Origin of the sequence: Streptomyces sp. NPDC087845 (assembly GCF_044742755.1) — a bacterium.
Taxonomy (GTDB): domain Bacteria; phylum Actinomycetota; class Actinomycetes; order Streptomycetales; family Streptomycetaceae; genus Streptomyces.
In genome coordinates, this window is record NZ_JBIUVC010000004.1 from 411,228 (window position 1) to 432,729 (window position 21,502).

19 protein-coding genes are annotated in these 21,502 nt (G+C 71.9%); 12 read left to right on the forward strand and 7 right to left on the reverse strand.

Features of this window, described 5'->3' with window-relative positions:
• The first annotated feature begins 15 nt into the window (after nucleotides 1-15).
• A complete protein-coding gene (locus tag ACIOMQ_RS13830) occupies nucleotides 16-1,248 on the forward strand; it encodes a GNAT family N-acetyltransferase (RefSeq protein ID WP_401264126.1) in 1,233 nt (410 codons plus the stop codon).
• Between the two features lie 25 nt (nucleotides 1,249-1,273).
• On the opposite strand, the gene ACIOMQ_RS13835 is transcribed toward ACIOMQ_RS13830, so the two are convergent.
• Nucleotides 1,274-2,083, reverse strand: coding sequence for an Fpg/Nei family DNA glycosylase (locus ACIOMQ_RS13835; protein ID WP_401264128.1), 810 nt, complete (start codon nucleotides 2,081-2,083; stop codon nucleotides 1,274-1,276).
• Nucleotides 2,084-2,166: 83 nt separating this feature from the next.
• The gene (locus ACIOMQ_RS13840; RefSeq protein WP_362193899.1) at nucleotides 2,167-2,655 is read right to left on the reverse strand and encodes a ribose-5-phosphate isomerase; all 489 of its coding nucleotides are present in this window, start codon (nucleotides 2,653-2,655) and stop codon (nucleotides 2,167-2,169) included.
• 281 nt (nucleotides 2,656-2,936) lie between these two features.
• On the opposite strand from ACIOMQ_RS13840, the gene ACIOMQ_RS13845 reads away from it, so the two are divergent.
• Together ACIOMQ_RS13845 and ACIOMQ_RS13850 are read left to right on the forward strand one after the other, a co-directional pair.
• Nucleotides 2,937-4,385 (forward strand): amino acid permease, encoded by a 1,449-nt coding sequence (locus tag ACIOMQ_RS13845; RefSeq protein WP_362193896.1) that lies wholly within the window; start codon nucleotides 2,937-2,939, stop codon nucleotides 4,383-4,385.
• A 97-nt stretch (nucleotides 4,386-4,482) separates the two neighbouring features.
• Nucleotides 4,483-5,796, forward strand: a complete 1,314-nt coding sequence (locus ACIOMQ_RS13850) for an FAD-binding oxidoreductase (protein ID WP_402189018.1) — start codon at nucleotides 4,483-4,485, stop codon at nucleotides 5,794-5,796.
• Here ACIOMQ_RS13850 and ACIOMQ_RS13855 read toward each other — a convergent pair.
• Nucleotides 5,777-6,373, reverse strand: a complete 597-nt coding sequence (locus ACIOMQ_RS13855; RefSeq protein ID WP_362193890.1) for a biotin transporter BioY — start codon at nucleotides 6,371-6,373, stop codon at nucleotides 5,777-5,779. The genes ACIOMQ_RS13850 and ACIOMQ_RS13855 overlap by 20 nt on opposite strands.
• A 415-nt stretch (nucleotides 6,374-6,788) precedes the next feature.
• On the opposite strand from ACIOMQ_RS13855, the gene ACIOMQ_RS13860 reads away from it, so the two are divergent.
• The gene (locus tag ACIOMQ_RS13860; protein WP_401264132.1) at nucleotides 6,789-8,216 is read left to right on the forward strand and encodes an amino acid permease; all 1,428 of its coding nucleotides are present in this window, start codon (nucleotides 6,789-6,791) and stop codon (nucleotides 8,214-8,216) included.
• Here the strand turns inward: ACIOMQ_RS13860 and ACIOMQ_RS13865 are convergent.
• Both ACIOMQ_RS13865 and ACIOMQ_RS13870 read right to left on the reverse strand, forming a co-directional pair.
• Entirely contained in the window at nucleotides 8,206-8,841 is a 636-nt protein-coding gene (locus tag ACIOMQ_RS13865; RefSeq protein ID WP_362193884.1) for a histidine phosphatase family protein, read from the reverse strand. The genes ACIOMQ_RS13860 and ACIOMQ_RS13865 overlap by 11 nt on opposite strands.
• Nucleotides 8,842-9,025: 184 nt before the next feature.
• A complete protein-coding gene (locus ACIOMQ_RS13870; protein WP_401264135.1) occupies nucleotides 9,026-10,453 on the reverse strand; it encodes an FGGY-family carbohydrate kinase in 1,428 nt (475 codons plus the stop codon).
• 161 nt (nucleotides 10,454-10,614) lie between these two features.
• Here ACIOMQ_RS13870 and ACIOMQ_RS13875 point away from each other — a divergent pair, with 161 nt between their 5' ends.
• From ACIOMQ_RS13875 to ACIOMQ_RS13910, 8 genes are read left to right on the forward strand one after another with little or no spacing between them, the layout of a single operon-like run.
• A complete protein-coding gene (locus ACIOMQ_RS13875; RefSeq protein ID WP_362193877.1) occupies nucleotides 10,615-12,048 on the forward strand; it encodes a sugar ABC transporter substrate-binding protein in 1,434 nt (477 codons plus the stop codon).
• Between the two features lie 3 nt (nucleotides 12,049-12,051).
• A complete protein-coding gene (locus tag ACIOMQ_RS13880) occupies nucleotides 12,052-13,017 on the forward strand; it encodes a carbohydrate ABC transporter permease (RefSeq protein ID WP_402189020.1) in 966 nt (321 codons plus the stop codon).
• A complete protein-coding gene (locus ACIOMQ_RS13885; RefSeq protein ID WP_362193871.1) occupies nucleotides 13,014-13,853 on the forward strand; it encodes a carbohydrate ABC transporter permease in 840 nt (279 codons plus the stop codon). The genes ACIOMQ_RS13880 and ACIOMQ_RS13885 overlap by 4 nt, the downstream gene beginning before the upstream one ends.
• Complete coding sequence (locus tag ACIOMQ_RS13890) at nucleotides 13,850-15,151, forward strand: ATP-binding cassette domain-containing protein (protein WP_402189022.1); 1,302 nt, start codon at nucleotides 13,850-13,852, stop codon at nucleotides 15,149-15,151. Before ACIOMQ_RS13885 ends, ACIOMQ_RS13890 begins: the two co-directional genes overlap by 4 nt.
• Nucleotides 15,148-15,966 carry a DeoR/GlpR family DNA-binding transcription regulator gene (locus ACIOMQ_RS13895; RefSeq protein WP_362193865.1) on the forward strand — a complete coding sequence of 273 codons (819 nt, stop codon included), beginning with the start codon at nucleotides 15,148-15,150 and terminating at the stop codon, nucleotides 15,964-15,966. The genes ACIOMQ_RS13890 and ACIOMQ_RS13895 overlap by 4 nt, the downstream gene beginning before the upstream one ends.
• A 20-nt stretch (nucleotides 15,967-15,986) precedes the next feature.
• On the forward strand, nucleotides 15,987-17,078 hold the full coding sequence (locus ACIOMQ_RS13900) for an ABC transporter ATP-binding protein (protein WP_401753147.1): 1,092 nt from the start codon (nucleotides 15,987-15,989) through the stop codon (nucleotides 17,076-17,078).
• On the forward strand, nucleotides 17,075-18,202 hold the full coding sequence (locus ACIOMQ_RS13905) for an NAD(P)-dependent oxidoreductase (RefSeq protein ID WP_362193859.1): 1,128 nt from the start codon (nucleotides 17,075-17,077) through the stop codon (nucleotides 18,200-18,202). Before ACIOMQ_RS13900 ends, ACIOMQ_RS13905 begins: the two co-directional genes overlap by 4 nt.
• Nucleotides 18,203-18,216: 14 nt before the next feature.
• On the forward strand, nucleotides 18,217-19,620 hold the full coding sequence (locus ACIOMQ_RS13910; RefSeq protein WP_401986345.1) for an FGGY family carbohydrate kinase: 1,404 nt from the start codon (nucleotides 18,217-18,219) through the stop codon (nucleotides 19,618-19,620).
• A gap of 125 nt (nucleotides 19,621-19,745) precedes the next feature.
• On the opposite strand, the gene ACIOMQ_RS13915 is transcribed toward ACIOMQ_RS13910, so the two are convergent.
• Together ACIOMQ_RS13915 and ACIOMQ_RS13920 are read right to left on the reverse strand one after the other, a co-directional pair.
• Nucleotides 19,746-20,246, reverse strand: coding sequence for a pyridoxamine 5'-phosphate oxidase family protein (locus tag ACIOMQ_RS13915; protein WP_401264146.1), 501 nt, complete (start codon nucleotides 20,244-20,246; stop codon nucleotides 19,746-19,748).
• A 194-nt stretch (nucleotides 20,247-20,440) separates the two neighbouring features.
• Nucleotides 20,441-21,367, reverse strand: a complete 927-nt coding sequence (locus ACIOMQ_RS13920; protein WP_362193850.1) for an NAD(P)H-binding protein — start codon at nucleotides 21,365-21,367, stop codon at nucleotides 20,441-20,443.
• Nucleotides 21,368-21,502 lie beyond the last annotated feature (135 nt).

Below are 21,502 nucleotides of genomic sequence, written 5' to 3' on the forward strand. Positions count from 1 at the left end.
TGGTAGGCATGGCCCATGACTACTGAGCTTCGTGTACTGCGTCCGTCCGAATGGAACCAATGGTTCGAGTGTCTGGAGCTGGCGTTCGGCGGGGACCCGGAGACTCCCGAGGAGCGCGAGCTGTTCGAGCAGCTGACCGAGCCCGAGCGGTCGCTCGGTATCTGGGACGGTGACGACGTGGTCGGCACGGCGGGGGCGTTCAGCTTCCGGGTCGCGGTGCCGGGCGGGGCACTGGTGCCCGCCGCCGGGATCACGATGGTGAGCGTCGCCTCCACGCACCGCAGGCGCGGGCTGCTGACCTCGATGATGCGCCGGCAGCTGGACGACATCCGCGCGCTGGGCGAGCCGTTCGCCGTACTGACGGCCTCGGAACCGGTGATCTACGGCCGGTTCGGCTACGGCGCCGCCTCGCGGCAGATGTCCCTGACGATCGAGAAGGACCGGATCCGGCTGGACGTGCCGCCGGGCACGGACGAGGTGCGGCTGCGCCACGCGAAGCCGGACGAGGCGATGGCGGCGTGCGAGGGCGTGTACGAGCAGCTGGTCTCCGGCCGTCCCGGCGTCCCGGCCCACGCGCCCGGCTGGGAGCGCAAGCCCATGGTCGACCCGGTCGCCAACCGGCAGGGCTCCTCGGCGCAGCAGTGCGTGCTGGCGGAGCGGGACGGGAAGATCGTCGGCAATGTGACGTACCACATCAAGCCGGAGTGGGAGCCGGCCGGCCCCAAGGGCACCGTCGTGGTCAACGACCTGGCCGCGCTGGACCCGGCGGCGTACGCGGCGCTGTGGCGGTTCGTCTTCGACATCGACCTGATGACGACGATCGTGGCCCGCAACCGCCCGGTCGACGACGCGGTGCTGCACCTGGTGTCGGACGTGCGGCGGTGCAACATCCGGGTCCGCGATTCGCTCCATGTGCGTCTGGTGGAGCTGGGGGCGGCGCTGGAGGCCCGGACGTACCGGGGCCCGCTGGACGTGGTGTTCGAGGTCGAGGACGCGTTCTGCCCCTGGAACGAGGGGCGTTGGCGGCTCACGGCCGACGAGAAGGGCGTCGCGTCCTGTCGCCGGACCGATGACCCGGCCGATCTGGAGCTCTCGGTACGGGAGTTGGGCTCGGCCTATCTGGGCGGCGAGTCGCTGAGCTCGCTGGGTCTGGCCGGGCGGGTGCGGGAGCTGCGGGAGGGCGCGCTGGCGGAGGCGTCGTCGGCGTTCCTGTCCGACGTGGCGCCGTGGCTGCCGCGCGGGTTCTAGTACCGGGAGGGGCACCAGGAGCCTTCTACCGCTTCTGGCACCCCGGGCACCAGAAGAGATTGCGGGCGGCGAGGTCGGCGGTGCGGATCTCGCCGCCGCAGATGTGGCAGGACTGCCGGGCCCTGCGGTAGACGTACACCTCGCCGCCGTGGTCGTCGACGCGCGGCGGGCGGCCCATCGCCTTCGGCATGTGCTCGGGACGGACCGTGTCGATCCGGTTGTTCCGCACGCCCTCGCGCATCAGCACCGCCAGGTCCGCCCAGATCGCGTCCCACTCCGCACGTGCGAGATCCTTGCCGAGGCGGTACGGGTCGATCCCGTGCCGGAACAGCACCTCCGCGCGGTAGACGTTGCCGACCCCCGCGATGATCTTCTGGTCCATCAGCAGGGCCGCGACGGTGATACGGCTGCGGGAGATCCGCCGCCACGCCCGCTCGCCGTCCTCGTCGGTGCGCAGCGGGTCCGGGCCGAGGCGGTCGTGTATCGCGCGCTTCTCGGGATCGGTGATCAGCGCGCACGTGGTGGGGCCGCGCAGGTCCGCGTGGTGGTCCTCGTTCACCAGGCGCAGCCGGACCGTGTCGGTGGGCGGCGGGGCCGGGGCCGTGCCGAAGCCCAGCTTGCCGAAGAGGCCCAGGTGGATGTGGACCCAGCCGGCGTCCTCGAAACCGAGGAAGAGGTGCTTGCCGTGGGCGTCGACGCCGGTGAACGTCCGGCCGTCGAGCAGCCCGGCGCTGCCGGAGAACTTGCCCTGCGGGCTGCTCACCCGCACCGGCCGCCCGGCGAACCGGTCCCGGTGGTCCGCCGCGAGGCGGTGGATCGTGTGTCCCTCGGGCACGGCGGCGGCTCTCCTCGATGACGTGACGGCGTGGGAAACGGCTGTGCCGCCGGGCGTACCGGCGGCACAGGGGCGGAGGGCGGTCAGCCCTGCTGCGGGTGGTGGGCCGGGATCGGGGGGAGTTCGCCGGTCGTCTCGTACGCCGTCAGCATCTCGATCCGGCGGGTGTGGCGCTCCTCGCCCGAGTACGGGGTGGCGAGGAAGATCTCGACGAACTTGGTGGACTCCTCCACCGAGTGCATCCGGCCGCCGATGGCGACCACGTTGGCGTCGTTGTGCTCGCGGCCCAGCGCAGCGGTCTGCTCGCTCCAGGCGAGCGCGGCACGCACGCCCTTGACCTTGTTGGCAGCGATCTGCTCGCCGTTGCCGGAGCCGCCGATCACGATGCCCAGGCTGTCCGGGTCCGCGGCCGTCTTCTCGGCGGCACGCAGGCAGAACGGCGGGTAGTCGTCCTGGGCGTCGTAGATGTGGGGGCCGCAGTCGACGGCCTCGTGGCCCTGGGCCGTGAGCCACTCGACGAGGTGGTTCTTGAGTTCATAGCCGGCATGGTCCGAGCCGAGGTACACGCGCATGTTCCGAGTGTGGCACGAGCGTCGCCGGGTAGCCGTCATCGGGGTCGGGACGCTCCGGCCGGTCCGCTCCGGCCGGTCCGCCCCGGCCGGCGGGGCCGGGTGTGCCCCTCCTGTGCGCGACCTGTGTGGCCGACGCCACTCCGGCAACAATCCGGTCAACGATCCGGAAGAAGGGGTTCCGCTTTTGTGGTTCGGCGCGCTTCAATGCATCACTCGCTGCCGCACCCCACTTCGGCAGCCGGGCGCGCATCGCGTGATCCGAAAACGTAAGGAGTCGATCCATGACGTCGCAGACGACTCTGGCCGGTCCGGGCCGACAGCCCGGCAAGCCGGACCGGTCGAACGGGCCGGACGCACCGGATTCCTCCGACGGACTCCAGGCGGGCCTGAAGAACCGCCACCTCTCGATGATCGCCATCGGCGGTGTGATCGGGGCGGGCCTCTTCGTGGGCTCCGGCGCCGGCATCGCCGCCGCGGGGCCGGCCATCCTGTTGTCGTACGCCCTCGTCGGCCTGATGGTCGTCTTCGTGATGCGGATGCTCGGCGAGATGGCCGCCGCCCGCCCCAGCTCGGGCTCCTTCTCCGCCTACGCCGACCAGGCGCTGGGCCGCTGGGCCGGTTTCTCGATCGGCTGGCTGTACTGGTTCTTCTGGGTCGTGGTGCTCGCCGTCGAGGCCACCGCGGGTGCCAAGATCCTGGAGGGCTGGGTGCCGGGCGTCCCGCAATGGGCATGGGCACTGATCGTGATGGTGGTACTCACCGCGACGAACCTGGTCTCGGTCGGGTCGTACGGCGAGTTCGAGTTCTGGTTCGCCGGGATCAAGGTCGTGGCGATCGGCGCGTTCGTGGTCGTCGGGCTGCTCGCCGTCTTCGGGGTGCTGCCCGGCTCGGACAACCCGGGCGCGGGACTCGCGCATCTCACCGACACCGGCGGGTTCTTCCCCAAGGGGCCCGGCGCCATCCTCACCGGTGTGCTGATGGTCGTCTTCTCCTTCATGGGCAGCGAGATCGTCACGCTGGCGGCCGGCGAGTCCGAGAACCCGCAGCGCGCCGTCCAGAAGGCCACCAACAGCGTGATCTGGCGGATCGCCGTCTTCTACCTGGGCTCGATCTTCATCGTGCTCACCCTGCTGCCGTGGAACGACGCGTCGATCGTGAAGGACGGCAGCTACGTCGCCGCCCTCAACTCCATCGGCATTCCGCACGCCGGACAGGTGATGAACGTCATCGTCCTCACCGCCGTGCTGTCCTGCCTCAACTCCGGCCTCTACACCGCCTCGCGGATGGCCTTCTCGCTCGGCGGCCGCGGGGACGCGCCGAAGGCGTTCGCCCGGGTCAACAAGCGGGGCGTACCGCAGGCCGCCATCCTGTCGTCCGTCGTGTTCGGCTTCGTCGCCGTGTTCTTCAACTACCAGTGGCCCGACACCGTCTTCCAGTTCCTGCTGAACTCCTCCGGCGCGGTCGCCCTGTTCGTCTGGCTGGTCATCTGCTTCACCCAGCTGCGGATGCGGGGCATGATCCTGCGCGAGTCGCCGGAGAAGCTGGTCGTACGGATGTGGCTCTTCCCGTACCTGACCTGGGCGACCATCGCGATGATCTCGTTCGTTCTCGTCTACATGCTGACCGACGACGGCGGGCGACAGCAGGTGCTGCTCTCGCTGCTCGTGGCGGCGGTGGTGGTGGCGATCTCGCTGGTGCGTGAGGTGCGGCAGCGGAAGGTCCGTGCCTGAGGCCATCGGCCTCGCCGATACCTGACGGCAGATGTCAGGTTTACCGGGGAGGCTCTCCGTCGCAACGCCACCGAGCGAGCGATCGGAGAGCTTCCTCATGACATCCGCCCCTGCCCGTGTCCCCGCCGGCTTCCAGACCGGCTTCGCCGTCCGCCCCGACCTCGTCGTCGAGGCCGCCCGCGCCGACGACGTACGGGCCGCCGTGGCCGACGCCGCCGGGCGCGGCCTCCCCGTCCGGGTCCACGCCACCGGTCACGGACTGCCCGGGGCCATCGCGGGCGGGGTGCTGATCAGCACCCGCCGCATGGACTCCGTCGAGGTCGACCCGGTGCGCCGCACCGTTCGGATCGGCGCGGGCGCCACCTGGGGCCGGGTGATCGAGGCGGCCGCGCCGCACGGGCTCGCCCCGCTGAACGGCTCCTCCCCGGGGGTCGGCGCCGTCTCCTACACCCTCGGCGGCGGGCTCTCCCTCCTGGCCAGGGAGTTCGGCTACGCCGCCGACCACGTGCGCGCGCTCGACGTGGTGACCGCCGACGGCACACCGCGCCACGTCTCCCCCGACAGCGAGCCCGAACTCTTCTGGGGGCTGCGCGGCGGCGGGCACCGGCTCGGTGTCGTGACCGGCATGGAGATCGGCCTGGTCCGGGCCGGACGGCTGTACGGCGGCTCGGTCGCCTTCGACGGCGGCACCCGCAACGGCGGCGGCCACGTGATCCGCCGGTATCTGGAGTGGACCCGGACCGTCCCCGACACGCTGACGTCCTCGCTGTCCGCGCTGCGCTACCCCGACGTCCCGCAGCTGCCGCAGCCGATGCGCGGCCGGTACGTGCTCTCGGTGCGGGTCGCGTACACCGGCAGCACGGCCGAGGGCGAGCGGCTGATCGCGCCGCTGCGGGCGATCGGGCCCGCGCTCACGGACTCGCTGCGGGAGATGCCGTACGCCGAGAGCCACACCGTCCACAACGACCCGCCGTTCCCGCACGCCTACTACGGGGACAGCGTGGTGCTCGGTGATCTGGACACGGAGCGCGCCGCGCGCGTGCTGGAGCTGACCGGGCCGAGGGCCCCGATGATGACCGTGGTCCAGCTCAACCACCTGGGCGGCGCGCTGGCCGTGCGGCCCGCCGTCGACAACGCGGTGCCGTACCGCGACGCCGGGTTCCTGCTGCGGCTGCTGTCACCGCTCGACGGTACGGACGTGGCGTCGGTCCGGGCCCTGTACGCGGAGGTGACCGACGTGCTCGCCCCGCTCGCCCTGGGCCGTTCGCTGAACTTCTCCTTCGGCGGCGGCGACCGCACCGAGGGCTTCCACGACGCCCGGACACACCAGAGGCTCGCCGGTCTGGTGTCGCGTCACGACCCGGCGAGCCTCTTCGGAGGGAGTTACGGCGTCAGCCGCGACGGCCGATGAGCTTCCAGGCCGTGGGCAGCGCACCCATCGCCAGGGCCGCCTTCAGCGCGTCACCGAGCAGGAACGGCACCATCCCGGCCGCGATCGCGGCGCTCGCCGACATGCCGGTGGACAGCGCCAGGTACGGGACACCGACCGCGTAGGTGACCGCGGAGCCCAGCGCCATCGTGCCCGCGGTGCGCAGCACGGAGCGGTCGCCGCCGCGGCGGGCCAGGCCGCCGACCACGGTGGCGGCGAGCAGCATGCCGAGGACATAGCCGAACGAGGCGCCGCCCGCACCGGAGCTGCCGTCCGCGAACCACGGCATGCCCGCCATGCCGACGAGCGCGTACACGGCGAGGGAGAGGAAGCCGCGACGGGCGCCGAGCGCCGTGCCGACGAGGAGCGCGGCGAAGGTCTGACCGGTGACCGGGACCGGGGAGCCGGGCACCGGGACGGCGATCTGAGCGGCGATGCCGGTGAGTGCGGCACCGCCGAGGACCAGGGCCGTGTCGACGGCGTAACGGTGCCTGGCGGCGGGCAGCAGGTCGGCGAGGACCGCTCCGGTGCGGGCAGGGACGGCGGCAGCAGTGGTCATCGGGACTCCGCGGGGTGAGGGCAGGTGGGGGACGGACTGAGGCTGACGTTAGCCCACGGGTTAACGCTCGATCACCATCAGTGGCCCACAAAGCAGCGGTTGAGGCATTGGTGGGGTTCACACAAAGGGGTCCACGCAATCATGCGACGGCGTGATGCTCGTCACTGAGGTGGGGGCGGAGTGGGTCACATTTTGCCGGGAGAGGCCATCGGGAGAGACTGTAGGTTCTCACCAAATCCGCCCGGAGACCGAGCGGCGATCACCCCGCCCCTCGCCCCGTACCCGGGTGTGCACCGCGTGTGAGCATCGTGCCCGTATAGCGGACATCGGTTCCCTGTGAACGGAGCGCGTGTTCAGACTGTCCGCGCACGTCCCCCCACGTCCCCCCGTGCCTCCTACCGAACAGAGCTCGTCCATGTCCCGGAATTCCGCGTCTCCCCCCACCGGCTCCCCGGCCGCCGTCTCCGATGCCGGGACGGACTCGGTGCTCACCCACGGACTCAAGCAGCGCCATCTGTCGATGATCGCCCTCGGCGGCGTCATCGGCGCCGGGCTCTTCGTCGGCTCGGGTGCGGGCATCGCTGCCGCGGGCCCGTCGATCATCATCGCGTACGCCGTCTCCGGGCTGCTGGTCATGCTCGTGATGCGGATGCTCGGTGAGATGTCGGCCGCGAATCCGGCCTCCGGCTCCTTCTCCGTCCACGCGGAACGGGCGATCGGGCCGTGGGCGGGCTTCACCGTGGGCTGGGCGTTCTGGGTGCTGCTCTGTGTCGCCGTCGGCCTGGAGGGCATCGGCGCCGCGAAGATCGTCACCGGCTGGCTGCCCGGTACGCCGGAGTGGGCCTGGGTCGCCCTGTTCATGGTGGTGTTCCTGGGCACGAACCTGGCCTCGGTGAAGAAGTTCGGCGAGTTCGAGTTCTGGTTCGCCACCCTCAAGGTCGTGGCGATCACGCTCTTCCTGGTCCTGGGCGTACTGGCGATCCTCGGTGTGCTGCCCGGCACGGACGCCCCCGGCGCCGCCAATCTCAAGGGCGAGGGCGGCTTCATGCCGAACGGTGCCGAGGGCCTGGTGATCGGGCTGCTCGCCTCCGTCTTCGCGTACGGCGGTCTGGAGACCGTCACCATCGCGGCGGCCGAGTCCGAGAACCCGGTGCGGGGTGTCGCCAAGGCCGTGCGGACGGCGATGTGGCGGATCGCGCTCTTCTACGTCGGCTCGATGGCCGTCGTCGTCACGCTGGTCCCGTGGGACGACCCGGCGGTCGTGAAGGTCGGCCCGTTCTACGCGGCCCTGAACCACCTCGGCATCAGCGGCGCCGCGGAGATCATGAACGTGGTCATCCTGGTCGCCCTGCTCTCCGCGATGAACGCCAACATCTACGGCGCCTCGCGCATGGCCTGCTCGCTGGTCGCCCGCGGCCAGGGCCCGAAGCGGCTCGGCAGGATCTCCTCGGGCGTGCCGCGCACGGCCGTGCTGGTCTCGTCCGTGTTCGGCTTCCTGTGCGTGCTGCTCAGCTACTGGCGTCCCGACGACGTCTTCCCGTGGCTGCTCAACATGATCGGTGCGGTGATCCTGGTCGTCTGGATCTTCATCGCCCTCTCCCAGCTGATCCTGCGCGACCGGCTGGAGCGCGAGGCCCCGGAGAAGCTCGTCGTACGGATGTGGCTCTTCCCGGTCCTGACGGTGCTGGCGCTCCTCGCGATGCTCGGCATCTTCGTCCTGATGCTGCGCCAGCCCGGCACCCGCGACCAGTTGGTGGCGTCCGGCGCCCTGACCCTCGTCCTGGCCGCCGTCGGTGTCGTACGGCAGCGGCGGGCCGCGGCCGTCCGGGACGTCAGGGGCTGACGTCCGGCGCGCAGGGCACGTTGAGGGAGAGCAGCGCACCGCCCTCCTCCCCGATCCGCACCTCGCTCACCGCCCCGTTCCGCAGCCGGGGGAAGACCCTGCGGTAGGCACCCAGCGGAATCGACAGCAGCTCGCACAGCACGAGCCGCAACAGGGTGTTGTGCGCGACGACGAGCACCCGCTGCCCCGGGTGCCCGTCCGCGATCCGGCGCAGCGCCATCGTCCCCCGGGCCGCCGCCGTCCGGGGGTCCTCGGCCCCGGGGAAGGGGTGGGCCACCGGGTCGGCACGGTACTCCCGGGCCCGCTCCGGGTGCTCGGCCGCGAACTCCGCCAGCGTGCGGCCCTCCACCTCGCCGAAGTCGCATTCGCGCAGGTCGTGTTCGCGCCGGGGGACGAGGCCGAGCGCCCGGCAGGCCGGCTCCGCCGTCTCGACGGCGCGCGTGAGCGTCGACGTCCAGATCGCGTCGACCGGGTGCCGGGCCGCCCACTCTCCCAACTGCCGTGCCTGGCGGCGCCCTTCGCCGGTGAGGGCGATGTCACTGACCCCGGCGTAGCGGTTCTCCGCATGCCAGACGGTCTGACCGTGGCGGACGAGCAGGAGGACGGCGGGCGGACTCTGGGGCATGGCTTCTCCGTTCGGGTACGGGCGGTCCCGGTTCTCGGTCCGGGACAAGCGGGACAAGGCGGTCACGGTTCTCGGTCCGGGCAGCCGGTCACGGCTCCCGGTGCGGGTGCTGGTGCTGGTGCACCCGGTGTACCGGTCCGCGCGTGCGGTCGAGCCCGGCCTCCCGGTCCGCGCGTGCGGTCGGTCACGGCGCCTCGGTCCGGGTCCGGGCATGGGCGGCGACCGGGCCGGGGAGCCAGCCGCGTCGCTCCAGTTCGTCCACCAGCGTGAGGTACGGCTCGGTGTACCACGCCGTCCGCACCGGATGCGGGTGCAGTACGTGCCGCAGCCGCACCATGCGGCTCGCCGCCTCCTGCAGCGTGGTCGTGGCCCGCGCCCCGTACGCGGCGAGGACGGCCATGCCGAGCGCGGGTTCGCTGTACTGCGGGATGTACACGGGCCGGCCCAGGATATCGGCGCGCAGCCGGCTCCAGTAGCCGCTGCGCACCGCGCCGCCGGTGAAGGTGAGCCGGCCGTACAGCTGGGCGCCCAGCAGGTCGAGGTAGTCGAGGCAGAGCCGTTCGACCAGGCCCACCCCGGTCAGCAGGGCCGCCCAGTGCTCGGCGTCCGAGGCGGGCTCGCCGATCAGGAAGCCGGTCGCCTCCGGCGCGACGAAGGGAAAGCGCTCGCCCGTCCCGGCGAGGGGGTACGCCACCACGCGCGCCGGTTCGTGTGCGCGGGCCAGGGCGTCCAGACGGGCCGGGTCCGCGCCCGGGAAGGCCGCGGCCAGCGCCCCGCCGCCGACCCCGGAGGCCCCGCCGGGCAGCCGGCGGCCGTCCGGCGCGCGGTGGTTGTAGACCACCCCGGCCGGGTCCTCGACCGGCGACGAGGTGACCCCCTTGAGCACCAGCGTCGTGCCGAGCACCGAATTCCAGGAGCCGACGGTGAGCCCGCCGGAGGCGATCTGCGCCGCGCACCCGTCCGTCATCCCCGACACCAGGAGCGTGCCCGCCGGAATCCCGGTCTCCGCCGCCGCCGCCCGCCCCACCTCACCGATCCGGCTGCCCGGCCGCACCACCTCCGGGAACAGCCCGTCGGGCAGGCCCAGCCTGTCGAACCTCCGGTACGGCCAGGCGTCCCGCTCCAGGTCGTACCCGGTCTTCAGGGCGTGGCTGGAGTCGGTGGGCAGAGGAGTCCCGGCGAGCCGCGCCAGGACCAGATCGGCCTGATGCATGATCCGTACCGCACCGCCCGCCCCTCCCCCGTACTCCCGCAGCAGCCACATCACCTTGGGCAGCGCCCAGCTCGGCGGTGTCCGGGCCCTGGCCGCCTCGGCCGCCGCCCGCCCGTCGTCGTACATCACCCCCGGGGTCAGCGGCCGGCCCGCCCGGTCGCCGAGCAGAACGGTGCCGGAGGTGGCGCACACGGCGAGCGCACGCGGGGCGGGGCAGTCGCGCAGCGCCTGGCGGCTGGCCGCGCACACGGCCGTCCACCAGTCGAGGGGCCGCTGCTCATGCCGTACGCCGTCGCGTCTGCCCACGAGCGGTGCGCAGCCGCTGCCGAGGATCTCGCCACGGTCTCCTGCCACCACCGCACGGACGCTCTGCGTACCGAGATCGATGCCCATCCACATATCGGCCCTCCCTGTGAACTTCTCACTCTGCACCGAGAATTTCCGTTGCGCGAGGGATTGACTGCCAAGTTCCGTTGTTCCAAGCTCTGTTAACCAGTCGGCTCATCGTGTGAAGGGCCCCCCACCGCAACCCGTCCCCGGCCGGACCGTGGAGGTCACGGATGGACATGCAGGCGCACGACCGACGACGGTTCCTCGCCCTCGGCGCGGCGGCGGCCGCGTCCGCCGCCCCGCTGCTCACCGGCTGCGGCACCGGCTTCGGCGGCGGGACCGGCAACGGCAAGGGCGGCGGCTCCGCCGCCGACGACATCACCGGGTCCTTCGACTGGAAGCGGGCCAGGGGCAGGACGGTCAGGGCCCTGCTCAACAAGCATCCGTACACCGATGCCCTGATCGCCGATCTGAAGGCGTTCACCGAGAAGACCGGGATCGAGGTCGAGTACGACGTCTTCCCCGAGGACAACTACTTCGACAAGCTCACCGTCGACCTCTCCAGCGGACGCGCCTCCTACGACGTGTTCATGCTCGGCGCGTACATGGTGTGGCAGTACGGCCCGCCGGGCTGGCTGGAGGACCTCGGCCCGTGGATGCGCAACTCCTCGGCGACCGGGGCCGAATGGGACCAGGAGGACTTCTTCCCCAGCCTCCTCTCGTCGGACCGGTGGTCGCTGAAGGCGGGTGCCCCGCTCGGGCAGGGCGGGCAGTACGCGCTGCCGTGGGGCTGGGAGACCAATGTCGTCGCGTACAACACCGAGGTGTTCAGCAAGCTCGGCCTGAAGCCCGCCGAGACCTTCGACGAACTGCGCGAGGTCGCCGGGGCCCTCACCCGCCGGGCGCCGGGCGCGGGCTTCGACGGGATGTACGGGGTCGCGGTGCGCGGCTCGCGCAGCTGGGCGACGATCCACCCGGGCTTCATGACGATGTACGCCCGCAACGGGCTGAAGGACTTCACGGTCGAGGGCGGCAGCCTGAAGCCCGCGATGAACTCCCCGGAGGCGATCGCCTTCACCCGGGACTGGGCGGAGATGGTCAGGAAGGGCGGACCGCCGTCCTGGACCTCGTACACCTGGTACCAGTGCTCCAGCGACCTCGGCGCGCAGAAGGCGGGAATGCTCTTCGACGCGGACACCGCCGCCTACTTCCAGGCGGTGGAGGGGGCCTCCCCCGCGTCCGGGAAGATCGCCTTCCACCCCGGCCCGAAGGGCCCCGGCGGCTCCCTCGCCACGAACATGTGGATCTGGTCGCTCGGCATGAACGCCAGGAGCCGCAACAAGTCCGCGGCCTGGCTGTTCCTCCAGTGGGCGACCGGCAAGGAGCATCTGCGCAAGGGCGCGGTCGAGCACCACCACATCGACCCGGTACGGAAGTCGGTCGGCCAGGACCCGGCGTACAAGGACAAGATGCGCGCCGTTCCCGGTTTCCTGGAGACGTTCGAGGCGGTCGTCGACCGGACGAGGATCCAGTTCACCCCGCAGGAGCAGTTCTTCGACGCGACGACCAGCTGGGCCGCCGCGCTCCAGGAGATCTACGGCGGCAAGAACGCCTCGTCCGTGCTGAACTCCCTGGCCGGCGATCTCGCGTCGAAGGTCGGCTGACCGGTGTCCGGACGCGTGGCGCCCGTGCCGGAGACCGGCCGCGGGGCGGCGGCCTCCGGCGCGGGGGCCGGGAAGCGGGCGGTACCGGCGTGGCGCCGCTCGCTGCGGCCGTACCTGCTGATCGTCCCCGCGCTGCTGCTGACCGGCGGCATCCTCCACCCGTTCGGACTCGGCCTCTACTACACGGTGTTCGACTTCGCGGCGAGCACACCGCGGCCGGACATGGTGGGCGTCGACAACTACCGGCGGATCTTCACCCAGCCCGCGTTCTGGGACTCGGCGCGGGTGACGGTGGCCTACGCGCTCGGCGCGGCCGCCGTCGAGACGGTGCTCGGGGTGACCGTGGCCCTGCTGCTGCACCGGGCGAGCTTCGTCGGGCGGGTGCTGGAGAAGATCCTGATCCTGCCGTTGATGATCGCGCCGGTGATCGCCGCGATCATGTGGAAGCTGATGCTCCAGCCGTCGGTCGGCGTCGTCAACCATCTCCTGGAACCGTTCGGCCTCGGCGGCGTGCAGTGGACGGACACGCCGACGGGCGCCCTGCTGTCGTCGATCGCGGTGGACGTGTGGATCTACACGCCGTTCGTCGCGATCCTCGCACTGGCCGGCCTGCGCTCGCTGCCCGCCTCGCCGTTCGAGGCGGCGGCGGTCGACGGGGCGGGCTGGTGGTTCACCTTCCGGCGCCTCACCCTGCCGATGCTGTGGCCGTACGTCCTGGTCGCCGTGATCTTCCGGTTCATGGACTCGCTGAAGGTGTTCGACATCATCTACGCGCTGACCGAGGGCGGCCCCGGCGACTCGACGATGGTGCTTCAGATCAGGGCCTATCTGGAGGCGATCCGCTTCCAGCGCTACTCGTTCGGGATCAGCTACATGGTGGTGCTGTGGGCTGTGGTGTACCTGGTCACGATGGTGCTGGTGCGCTATCTGGGCCGGGTCCAGAACCGGGCGGCGGAGGTGCCGGGATGAGGGCGCCGAAGCGCAGGGTGCTCGCCGTCGCCGCCGATCTGGCGCTGATCCTCTACTTCGTCTTCGCGCTGTTCCCGGTCGCCTGGATGGTGGTCCTGTCGCTGAAGCCGGCGAACGAGCTGTTCAGTACGTACTTCTCGTTCACCCCGACCCTCGACTCCTACCGCACGGTCCTGGGCGCCGGGGGCGACCAGGGCGTGCCGTTCGTGCGGTTCTTCGTGAACAGCCTGGTCGTGTCGCTGGGCGCGGTCGCGCTGTCGCTGGTGGTCGGGCTGCCGGCCGCGTACGCCGCCGCGCGGTGGCGGTTCCGCGGCTCGGAGAACCTGATGTTCACCCTGCTCTCGTTCCGCTTCGCCCCCGAACTCACCGTCATCGTCCCGCTGTTCGTGCTCTATCAGAAGCTCGGTCTCTTCGACACGTACGTCGGCATGGTGTGGGTGCTGCAACTGGTGACCCTCCCGCTGATCGTCTGGATCATGCGGTCGTACTTCTCCGATCTCTCCCCCGAGCTGGAGCAGGCGGCGCTGCTGGACGGCTACACCCGCAAGCAGGCGTTCTTCAAGGTCGCCCTGCCGCTGGTGAAGCCGGGGATCGCGGCCGTCTCGCTGCTGGCGTTCATCTTCGCGTGGAACAACTTCGTCTTCCCGCTGATCCTGACCTCCTCCCACGCGCAGACGGTGACGGTGGGCGCGCTGTCCTTCCTCGGCGGCGACCGGCCCAAGTACAACCTGACGGCCGCCGCGGCCCTGGTCTCGGTGGTCCCGCCGCTGCTGCTGGCACTCACCATCCAGCGGTATCTGGTGCGCGGCCTGTCGTTCGGGGCGGTGAAGTCGTGACCGGCCCGGCGGCCATCGCGCTGCGCGGCGTGCACAAGCGGTACGGGAGGAACACCGCGCTCGACGGGCTGGACCTGGAGGTGGCCGAGGGGGAGTTCTTCTGCCTGCTCGGACCGTCCGGAGCCGGGAAGACGACCACGCTCAAGACGATCGCGGGCCTGGAGGCGCCGGACGCCGGGGCCGTCGAGCTGGGCGGGGCGGACATGGCGGGCGTGGAGCCGTACGACCGGGGTGTGGCCATGTGCTTCGAGTCGTACGCCCTGTATCCGCACCGCACCGCGTACGACAATCTCGCTTCCCCGCTCCGCTCGCCGCGCCACCGCCTGCCCGCGCACGAGGCGCGCGAGCGGATCGGGGAGGTCGCCGAACTCCTCGGGATCGGGGCCCTGTTGGACCGCCCGGTGGGCCGGCTCTCCAATGGCCAGCGGCAGCGGGTGGCGCTCGGCCGGGTGCTGGTGCGGCCGGCCCGCGCGTTCCTGCTCGACGAGCCGCTGTCGCACCTCGACGCGAAGCTGCGGCAGGCGATGCGCGCGGAGCTGAAGGCGATCGGCTCGGTCCGGCGCACGACCACGCTGTACGTGACCCACGACTCGGTGGAGGCGTTGGCGCTCGGGGACCGGATCGGGGTGATCAGGGACGGCCGCATGGTGCAGACCGGCACCCGCGAGGAGCTGTGGCACCGCCCGTACGACACGTTCGTCGCCCGGTCCTTCGGCCGGCCGCGCATCAATCTGCTGCCCGGGACGGTGACGTCCGAGGGGCGCTTCCGGTCGCCCGACGGGGCGTACGAGCTGCCGCTGACGGTGCCCGCACCGCCGGGTACGGCGGTCCAGCTGGGCCTACGGCCGCGGGACATCGGACTCCAGGACCCCGGCAGGGGCCTCCCGGACCTGCCGGGTCCGGCCGGTGACGGCAACATGCCGGGCGCCGACCCGGCCGGTGCGGGCAGCGGTTGGGGCGCGGACCCGGCCGGTGCTGGCAGCGGTTCGGGCGCGGACCCGGCCGGCTCGGGCAGCGAACCGGCCGGTGCGGGCAGCGGCCCCGGCCCGGTGCCGGCCGGCACCGGTGGGCGCTCCGCCCTGGCACTGACCGGCACCGTCCACGTCACCGAGCTGCTGGGCCGGGCCACCGAAGTCACCGTCCGGATCGGCGGACAGCAGCTGTCCCTCGTCGTCCCGCGCGCCGACGCGGCGGGCCTGAGCCCCGACCGTCCCGTGCGGCTCTGCGTACCGCCTGAGAGTCTGCTGCTGTTCGAGGCCGACCGGCCGGCACGTCCAGGACGAAGGATCAGCACGTGAGCAACGTTCCGCAGCGGGGCCCCGCCCCGCGCCAGGCATCCATAGCCGAGTACGTCCTCGCGCAGGGCGAGGTGAGCGCCGCCGAGCTGGCGGAGCGTTTCGACGTCAGCCTGATGACGATCCACCGCGATCTGGACGAGCTGGAACGGCAGGGCGTCGTCCGCAAGTTCCGCGGCGGCGTCACCGCCCAGCCGTCCGGTGTCTTCGAGTCGAACGTCTCCTACCGGCTGAAGACGATGCGCGCCGAGAAGGCCGCCGTCGCGGACCGGGCCCTGAGGCTCATAGAGCCCGGCATGGCGGTGATGCTCGACGATTCGACGTCCACGCTGGAGATAGCGCGCAGGCTGCGTTCCATCACCCCGCTGACCGTCGTCACCAACTTCCTGGAGGCGATCAACCTGCTGTCGCAGGAGCGCGGCATCCATCTGATGGGCCTCGGCGGCGACTTCGACCCGCTGCACTCCTCCTTCCTCGGCGTCTCGTGCGTGGAGGCGGTGCAATCGCTCCAGGTCGACATCTGCTTCACCTCCACCTCCGCCGTGTCCGGCGGATTCGCCTACCACCAGGAGCAGCACATCGTCTCCGTGAAGCGGGCGATGCTCGACTCGGCGAGCCGCAACGTGCTGCTGCTCGACCACTCCAAGCTGGGCCGGGTCGCCCTGCACCGGCTCGCCCCGCTCTCCCGCTTCGATCTGCTGCTGGTCGACGACGGGGCGTCCGACCGGGCACTGCGCGAACTCGACGAGCACAAGGTGCCCTACGAGGTCTGCGGCACCGGCCGGGAGTCCGGTACGGCGGGCGGGGACGACGGATGAACGGGAGACGGCGATGACGGATGACTGAACTGGCCCTGCGCGCGCTGCGCAAGACCTACGGCGGACGGGGCCGGGCCGCCGTCGAGGCCGTCCGCTCCCTCGACATCGAGCTGCGTTCCGGCGAGCTGCTGGGGCTGCTCGGTCCGTCCGGCTGCGGCAAGTCCACCACCCTGCGGATGATCGCCGGGCTGGAGACGGTCACCGGCGGCGACATCCTCATCGGCGGCTCGTCGGTGGTGGGGCTCCCGGCCCGGCGGCGCAACATCGGGGTGGCGTTCGAGAACTACGCGCTGTACCCGCCGCTGACCGTCGCGGAGAACCTCGGTTTCGGACTCGCCGCCCGCCGCCGGTACGGGCGGGCGGAGATCCGCCGCCGGGTCTTCGACCTGGCCGAGCGCATCGGGATCACGGACCTCCTGGACGCCCGCCCCGCCGGACTCTCCAGCGGCCAGAAGCAGCGCGTCGCCCTGGCCCGCGCCCTGATCCGCAGCCCCGACGTACTGCTCCTCGACGAACCGCTGTCCCATCTGGACGCCGCCCAACGGGACACCACCCGACGCGAGTTGAAACGCATCCAGCGAGACAGCGGCCACACCGCGATCCTCGTCACGCACGACCAGGAGGAGGCGCTGTCGCTCGCCGACCGGATCGCGGTGATGCGGGACGGCGAGATCCAGCAGCTCGGCACCCCGGAGCAGATCTACGACGCCCCGGTGAATCTGTTCGTCGCCGACTTCGTCGGCGAACCGGCGATCAATCTGCTCCCGGGGACGGCCGACGGGGCGGGCGGGGTGCGGCTCTCCGACGGGGTGCGTTTCGCGGTACCGCACAGCCCGGCGGCGGGTCGCGCGGTGGTCCTCGGCATCCGCCCGGAGGATCTGCACATGGAGGATCCGCACATGGACGACACGGGCGTGCCGGCCCGGGTCGCCGCCCATGAACCCCTGCTGGAGTCCGGCATCGCCACGCTCTCGCTCGACGGGGTGGCGCGGCCGCTGGTCGTCGTGACCGGTCCGGAGATACGGCTCGACCGGGACGACACCGTACGCATCACCGCCGATCCCCGGCACATCCATGTCTTCGACGCCCGGACAGGAGACGCTCTGCGATGACCCGCCCCACAACGATCAGCCCCACGACGGTCCGCCCCGCGCCGGTCAGCCCCGCGACTGTCGGCCCCACAACGGTCAGCCCCGCGACTGTCGGCCCCGCTACGGTCCGCCCCGCGACGAGGATTCTGATCGCCGGTGACCATTTCGTCCGCAACTCCCTCGTCGCCGAGGCCCTGCACCACGCCCTCGGCCCGGAGCCCCATATCGCCGAACTCACCCTCCGCTGGCCCCTGGAGCCCTTCGGACGGGTCGCCGAGGTCGACGAGGCGAGCGACGCCGAGGACACGCTGATCCGCGCCCTGGACGGGGTCGAGGTGTGCGTGACGCAGATGGGACCGTTCACGGAACGGGTCCTGGCCGCCGCGCCCGATCTGCGGCTGATCGTGGTCTGCCGGGGCGGCCCGGTCAATGTGAACGCGGCTGCCGCACGGGCCCGGGGGGTGCGGGTGTGCTTCGCGCCCGGACGCAACGCGGCGGCAACCGCGGAGTTCACCGTGGGGCTGATGCTCTGCGCGCTGCGCCGCATCCCCGAGGCCCACCGCTCGCTCGCCACGGACGGCCGCTGGGACGCCTCCCACTACACGTACGAGAACTGCGGCCTGGAACTGGAGGACACCCCCGTCGGCCTGATCGGCTACGGGGCGGTCGGCAGCCGGGTGGCCCGGGTCCTCACCGCGTTCGGCGCCCGGGTCGAGGTGTACGACCCGTATGTGCGCGGCGACGTCCACGGCCTGCGTGCCGCCTCGCTGGAGGCGCTCCTGGACCGCTCCCGCGTCCTCACCCTGCACGCCAGGCTCACCCCGGAGACCCGGCATCTCGTCGGCGCCCGCGAACTGGCCCTCCTGCCGCGCGGCGCGGTCCTGGTGAACGCGGCCCGGGGCGGGCTGCTGGACACGGACGCGCTGTGCGACGCCCTGGACTCGGGGCAGTTGCGGGCCGCGGCGCTCGACACCTACGAGCAGGAGCCGCCCCCGCCCGCGTCGCGGCTCTTCCGGACCCCGCATCTGCTGATGACCCCGCATGTGGCGGGCGCCAGCCGGGCCGTCGCGCAGAAGGCGGCCCGGATCGCGGCGGCCGAGGTGGCGCGCTACGTGCGGGGCGAGCCGCTCGCCCACGCCCTGTGAAGGGAGCCGGACCCATGACGCGATACATCGGCATCGATGTCGGCACGTCGGTGGTGAAGGCCGCGGCCTTCGACCCGCGGGGCCGCGCGCTGGCCGTCGAATCCCGCCCGGTGGGGCTCACGATCCGCGGCGGTTACGTCGAACAGGACATGGACGAGGTGTACGGGGCGGTCCGCGAGGTCCTGGCCGCGCTGGGCCCGCACGGGGTCGCGTTCGCCGGTCTCACCGGTCAGGGCGACGGCGTCTGGCTGGTGGACGCGGAGGGCCGCCCCGTCCGCACGGCGATCTCCTGGATGGACGGCCGGGCCCATGAACTGGTCGACACCTGGCTGGAGTCCGGCGTCTTCGAGGCCGTCTACCGCCGCACCGGCAGCGCGATGTTCCCGGGCTGTCCGGGTCCGGTGCTCGCCTGGCTCGACCGTCACGACCCGGCCTCGCTCGACGCGGCGACGACCGCCCTGTACTGCAAGGACATGGTGTTCCAGCGGCTGACCGGGGTCCGGGCCACGGATGTCTCCGACGCGTCGATGCCGTTTCTGGACCCGATGACGCGTACCTACTCCTCCGATGTCGTGGCCGCGCTCGGCCTCGGCCACCGGACCGCGCTCCTCGCCCCCGTCAGCGACCCCGTCGCCACGGCCACGCTCCCCTCCGGAGTACCGATCTCCAACGGCCCGTACGATCTGCCGGCCTGCGCCCTCGGCGCGGGTGTCGCACGTCCCGGTGACGGCCTGCTGATCGTCGGCACCTGCCTGGCGGCGCTGGTGGCCACGGAACAGCTCGATCTGGACGGCGAACCGGCGGGTCTGCACATCTCCACCGACCGCCCCGGCCACTGGCTGCGCGCCATGCCCGCGATGGTCGGCACCGCGGCTCTCGACTGGGTGCTCGCCACCACCGGCGTACGCCACACTGAGGTCGACGCGCTCCTCGCCGCCACCCCGCCCGGCGCGAACGGTGTCCAGGTGCTGCCCTATTTCGCTCCGTCCGGCGAACGCGCCCCGTTCGTCGAGCCGCGGCTGCGCGCGGAGCTCACCGGTGTGTCGCTGGAGACCACCCCGGCGGATCTGATCCGCGCGGTCTGCGAGGGCATCTGTTTCGCCGCCCGCCACTGCCTGGAGGCCGCGGGCCTCACCGGCACCCTCGCCCTGTGCGGCGGCGGCACCCGCTCCCGCGCGTGGACGCGGCTGTTCGCCGATGTGCTGGGCCGCCCGGTCCGGATCGTGGAGGGCGAGGTCGGTGCGCGGGGCGCGGTGCTCGCGGCGGCACAGCGGTTCGGCGCGGAACTGGACACGGCCGCGTGGACGGCCCCGACGAAGGTGGTCGAACCGGACCCGGGACGTTCGGAGTTCTACGCGAAGGCGTACGGGGACCATCTGACCCGGCTCGCCGAGGCCCTTACGCGGGCCCGCGCGTGACGACACGTTCCCCGCGCGGGGACGGGCCCCGGCCGTGGGGCCGGTCGGAGACGGGCCCGCGAGCACGTGCGGCTGGGCACCGCAGTCGACCACCGCGCGCTCCGGTCGGCCACCATGGCGCTCCCTCAGTGCTCCGGTGGCCCGGGCGGAGAACCGGACGGCCGCTGCCCCAGCCACGTCCCGTCCCGCATGATGACTCTGCCGCGCAGTTCCGGCTCGCCGCGCCAAGCGCGCACCGTCTTCGGCACCACGCGCACATACAGAAAGGGGCCCTCCTCCGTGCGCGGGTCCCACCCGAACTTGCCGGCGAACGCCTCCGCCGCGTCATCGGGCACCTCCTGGTCGGGGAAGCACTCCGCCTCACCCTGGAGAAGCACCACATCGAAGGTGTCCGGCAGCGCCAGCCGCACGCGCGGCTCCGTGCGGACGTTCCGCGCAGTCACGGAAGTCGCACCGGTGCACATCCATACCGCTCGCCCGTCCCACAGGAACCACAGCGGCACCTGGTGCGGCCCGTGATCGGGGTGGGCTGTCGACACCCAGACATCCCGCTCCGCGACGAGCCGTTCCAGCGTGTCGCGCCTGCGCTCCGATGTCCGACGAGGAACCGTCTTCGTGGTCTGCATGAGTGCAGACCCTAGCCAGCAGACGTGAAGCGCGGATGAGGCGCGGGGCCTACTCCCAGCGGCCGATGAACTCCTCAGCCTGTGCCTCGGGCGGCCGACCGGACTGCCGGCGGTCAGCGCCTCGCGTACACCCCTCGCTCCCTCGGCGAAACAGCCTTCCCGCCGGGAGCAGCACTGTCCGTGAGGCAGGCGCTTCAGGGGGTGAAGAGGCCGAGGTTGTCACGGACGTAGTCGGCCACCCCTGAGGGAGGCCGCCCGGTGACCTGCTGGACCCCTTCCGCCTCGCGGTCGTACCGGTTCTCCGCGTGAAGGCGGGCCATGGTGGCGATGTGCTGGAAGACGTGGTCGGGCAGCCCCAGTGGCCTGAGGTCGTCGTCGATCCATTCCCGCAGGGGGACGTCGGTGTACCCGACCGGTCGGCCCAGGACTGCGGAGACCTCCGCCGCCATGGCGGCGATGCCCTCCGAGCGCGGGCCGGTCAGCTCATAGGTTCTGCCGAGGTGCGGGGCCGGGTCGGCCAGGATCTCTTCCACGACCGCGGCGACGTCGCCGGCTGCCACGGGGGAGGTCTTCGCCCGGCCGAAGGGCAGCCTGATGGTTCCGTACTCCGCGATCGAGGAGAAGCCGGCACGGAACAGCGGGTTTTCCATGAACACGGTGGGCCTGATCTGGACGACGGGCAGGCCCGACCAGTCGAGGACCTGCTCCACCAGCCACTGCTCCTGCTGCTGCACGGACTCGGAGGTGCTGGTGAGGTCCATCTCGGAGACGGTCAGCTGCGACATGTTCACGAACGCTTCCAGGCGCCCGTGCGCACGCGCGGCAACCGCCGCCGTCACGGCAGCCTCCAGATACTGCGCCGACACGCCCATGCCGAAGTACATGCGTGCGCAGCCGGCCAGGGCGCCGGCGACGTCGCCTGCGCGCGTCAGGTCTCCGACGACGACCTCGGCGCCGGTTGCGCGCAGCGCCTGCGCCCGCTCGTCGTCGCGACGCACCATGGCCCGGACAGGCAGGTCCCGTCGCCGAAGGCCCTCGACAACGGATCGTCCGACGGCGCCGACGCTGCCCGCTGCGCCCGTCACCAGGATGGGCAGCACACCGGCCTCCCTGCGGTTCATAGGGGCAGCTTGCGGTGCACGCAGCCAGGACGCAACCGGAGTCCGACGAGCCTCGGCGCTGCGATACCAGCAGGCCCGTGAGGGCGAAGGAACCGGCCCTTGGGGTGGGGAGGGGAGGCAGGTCCTAGTCCGAAG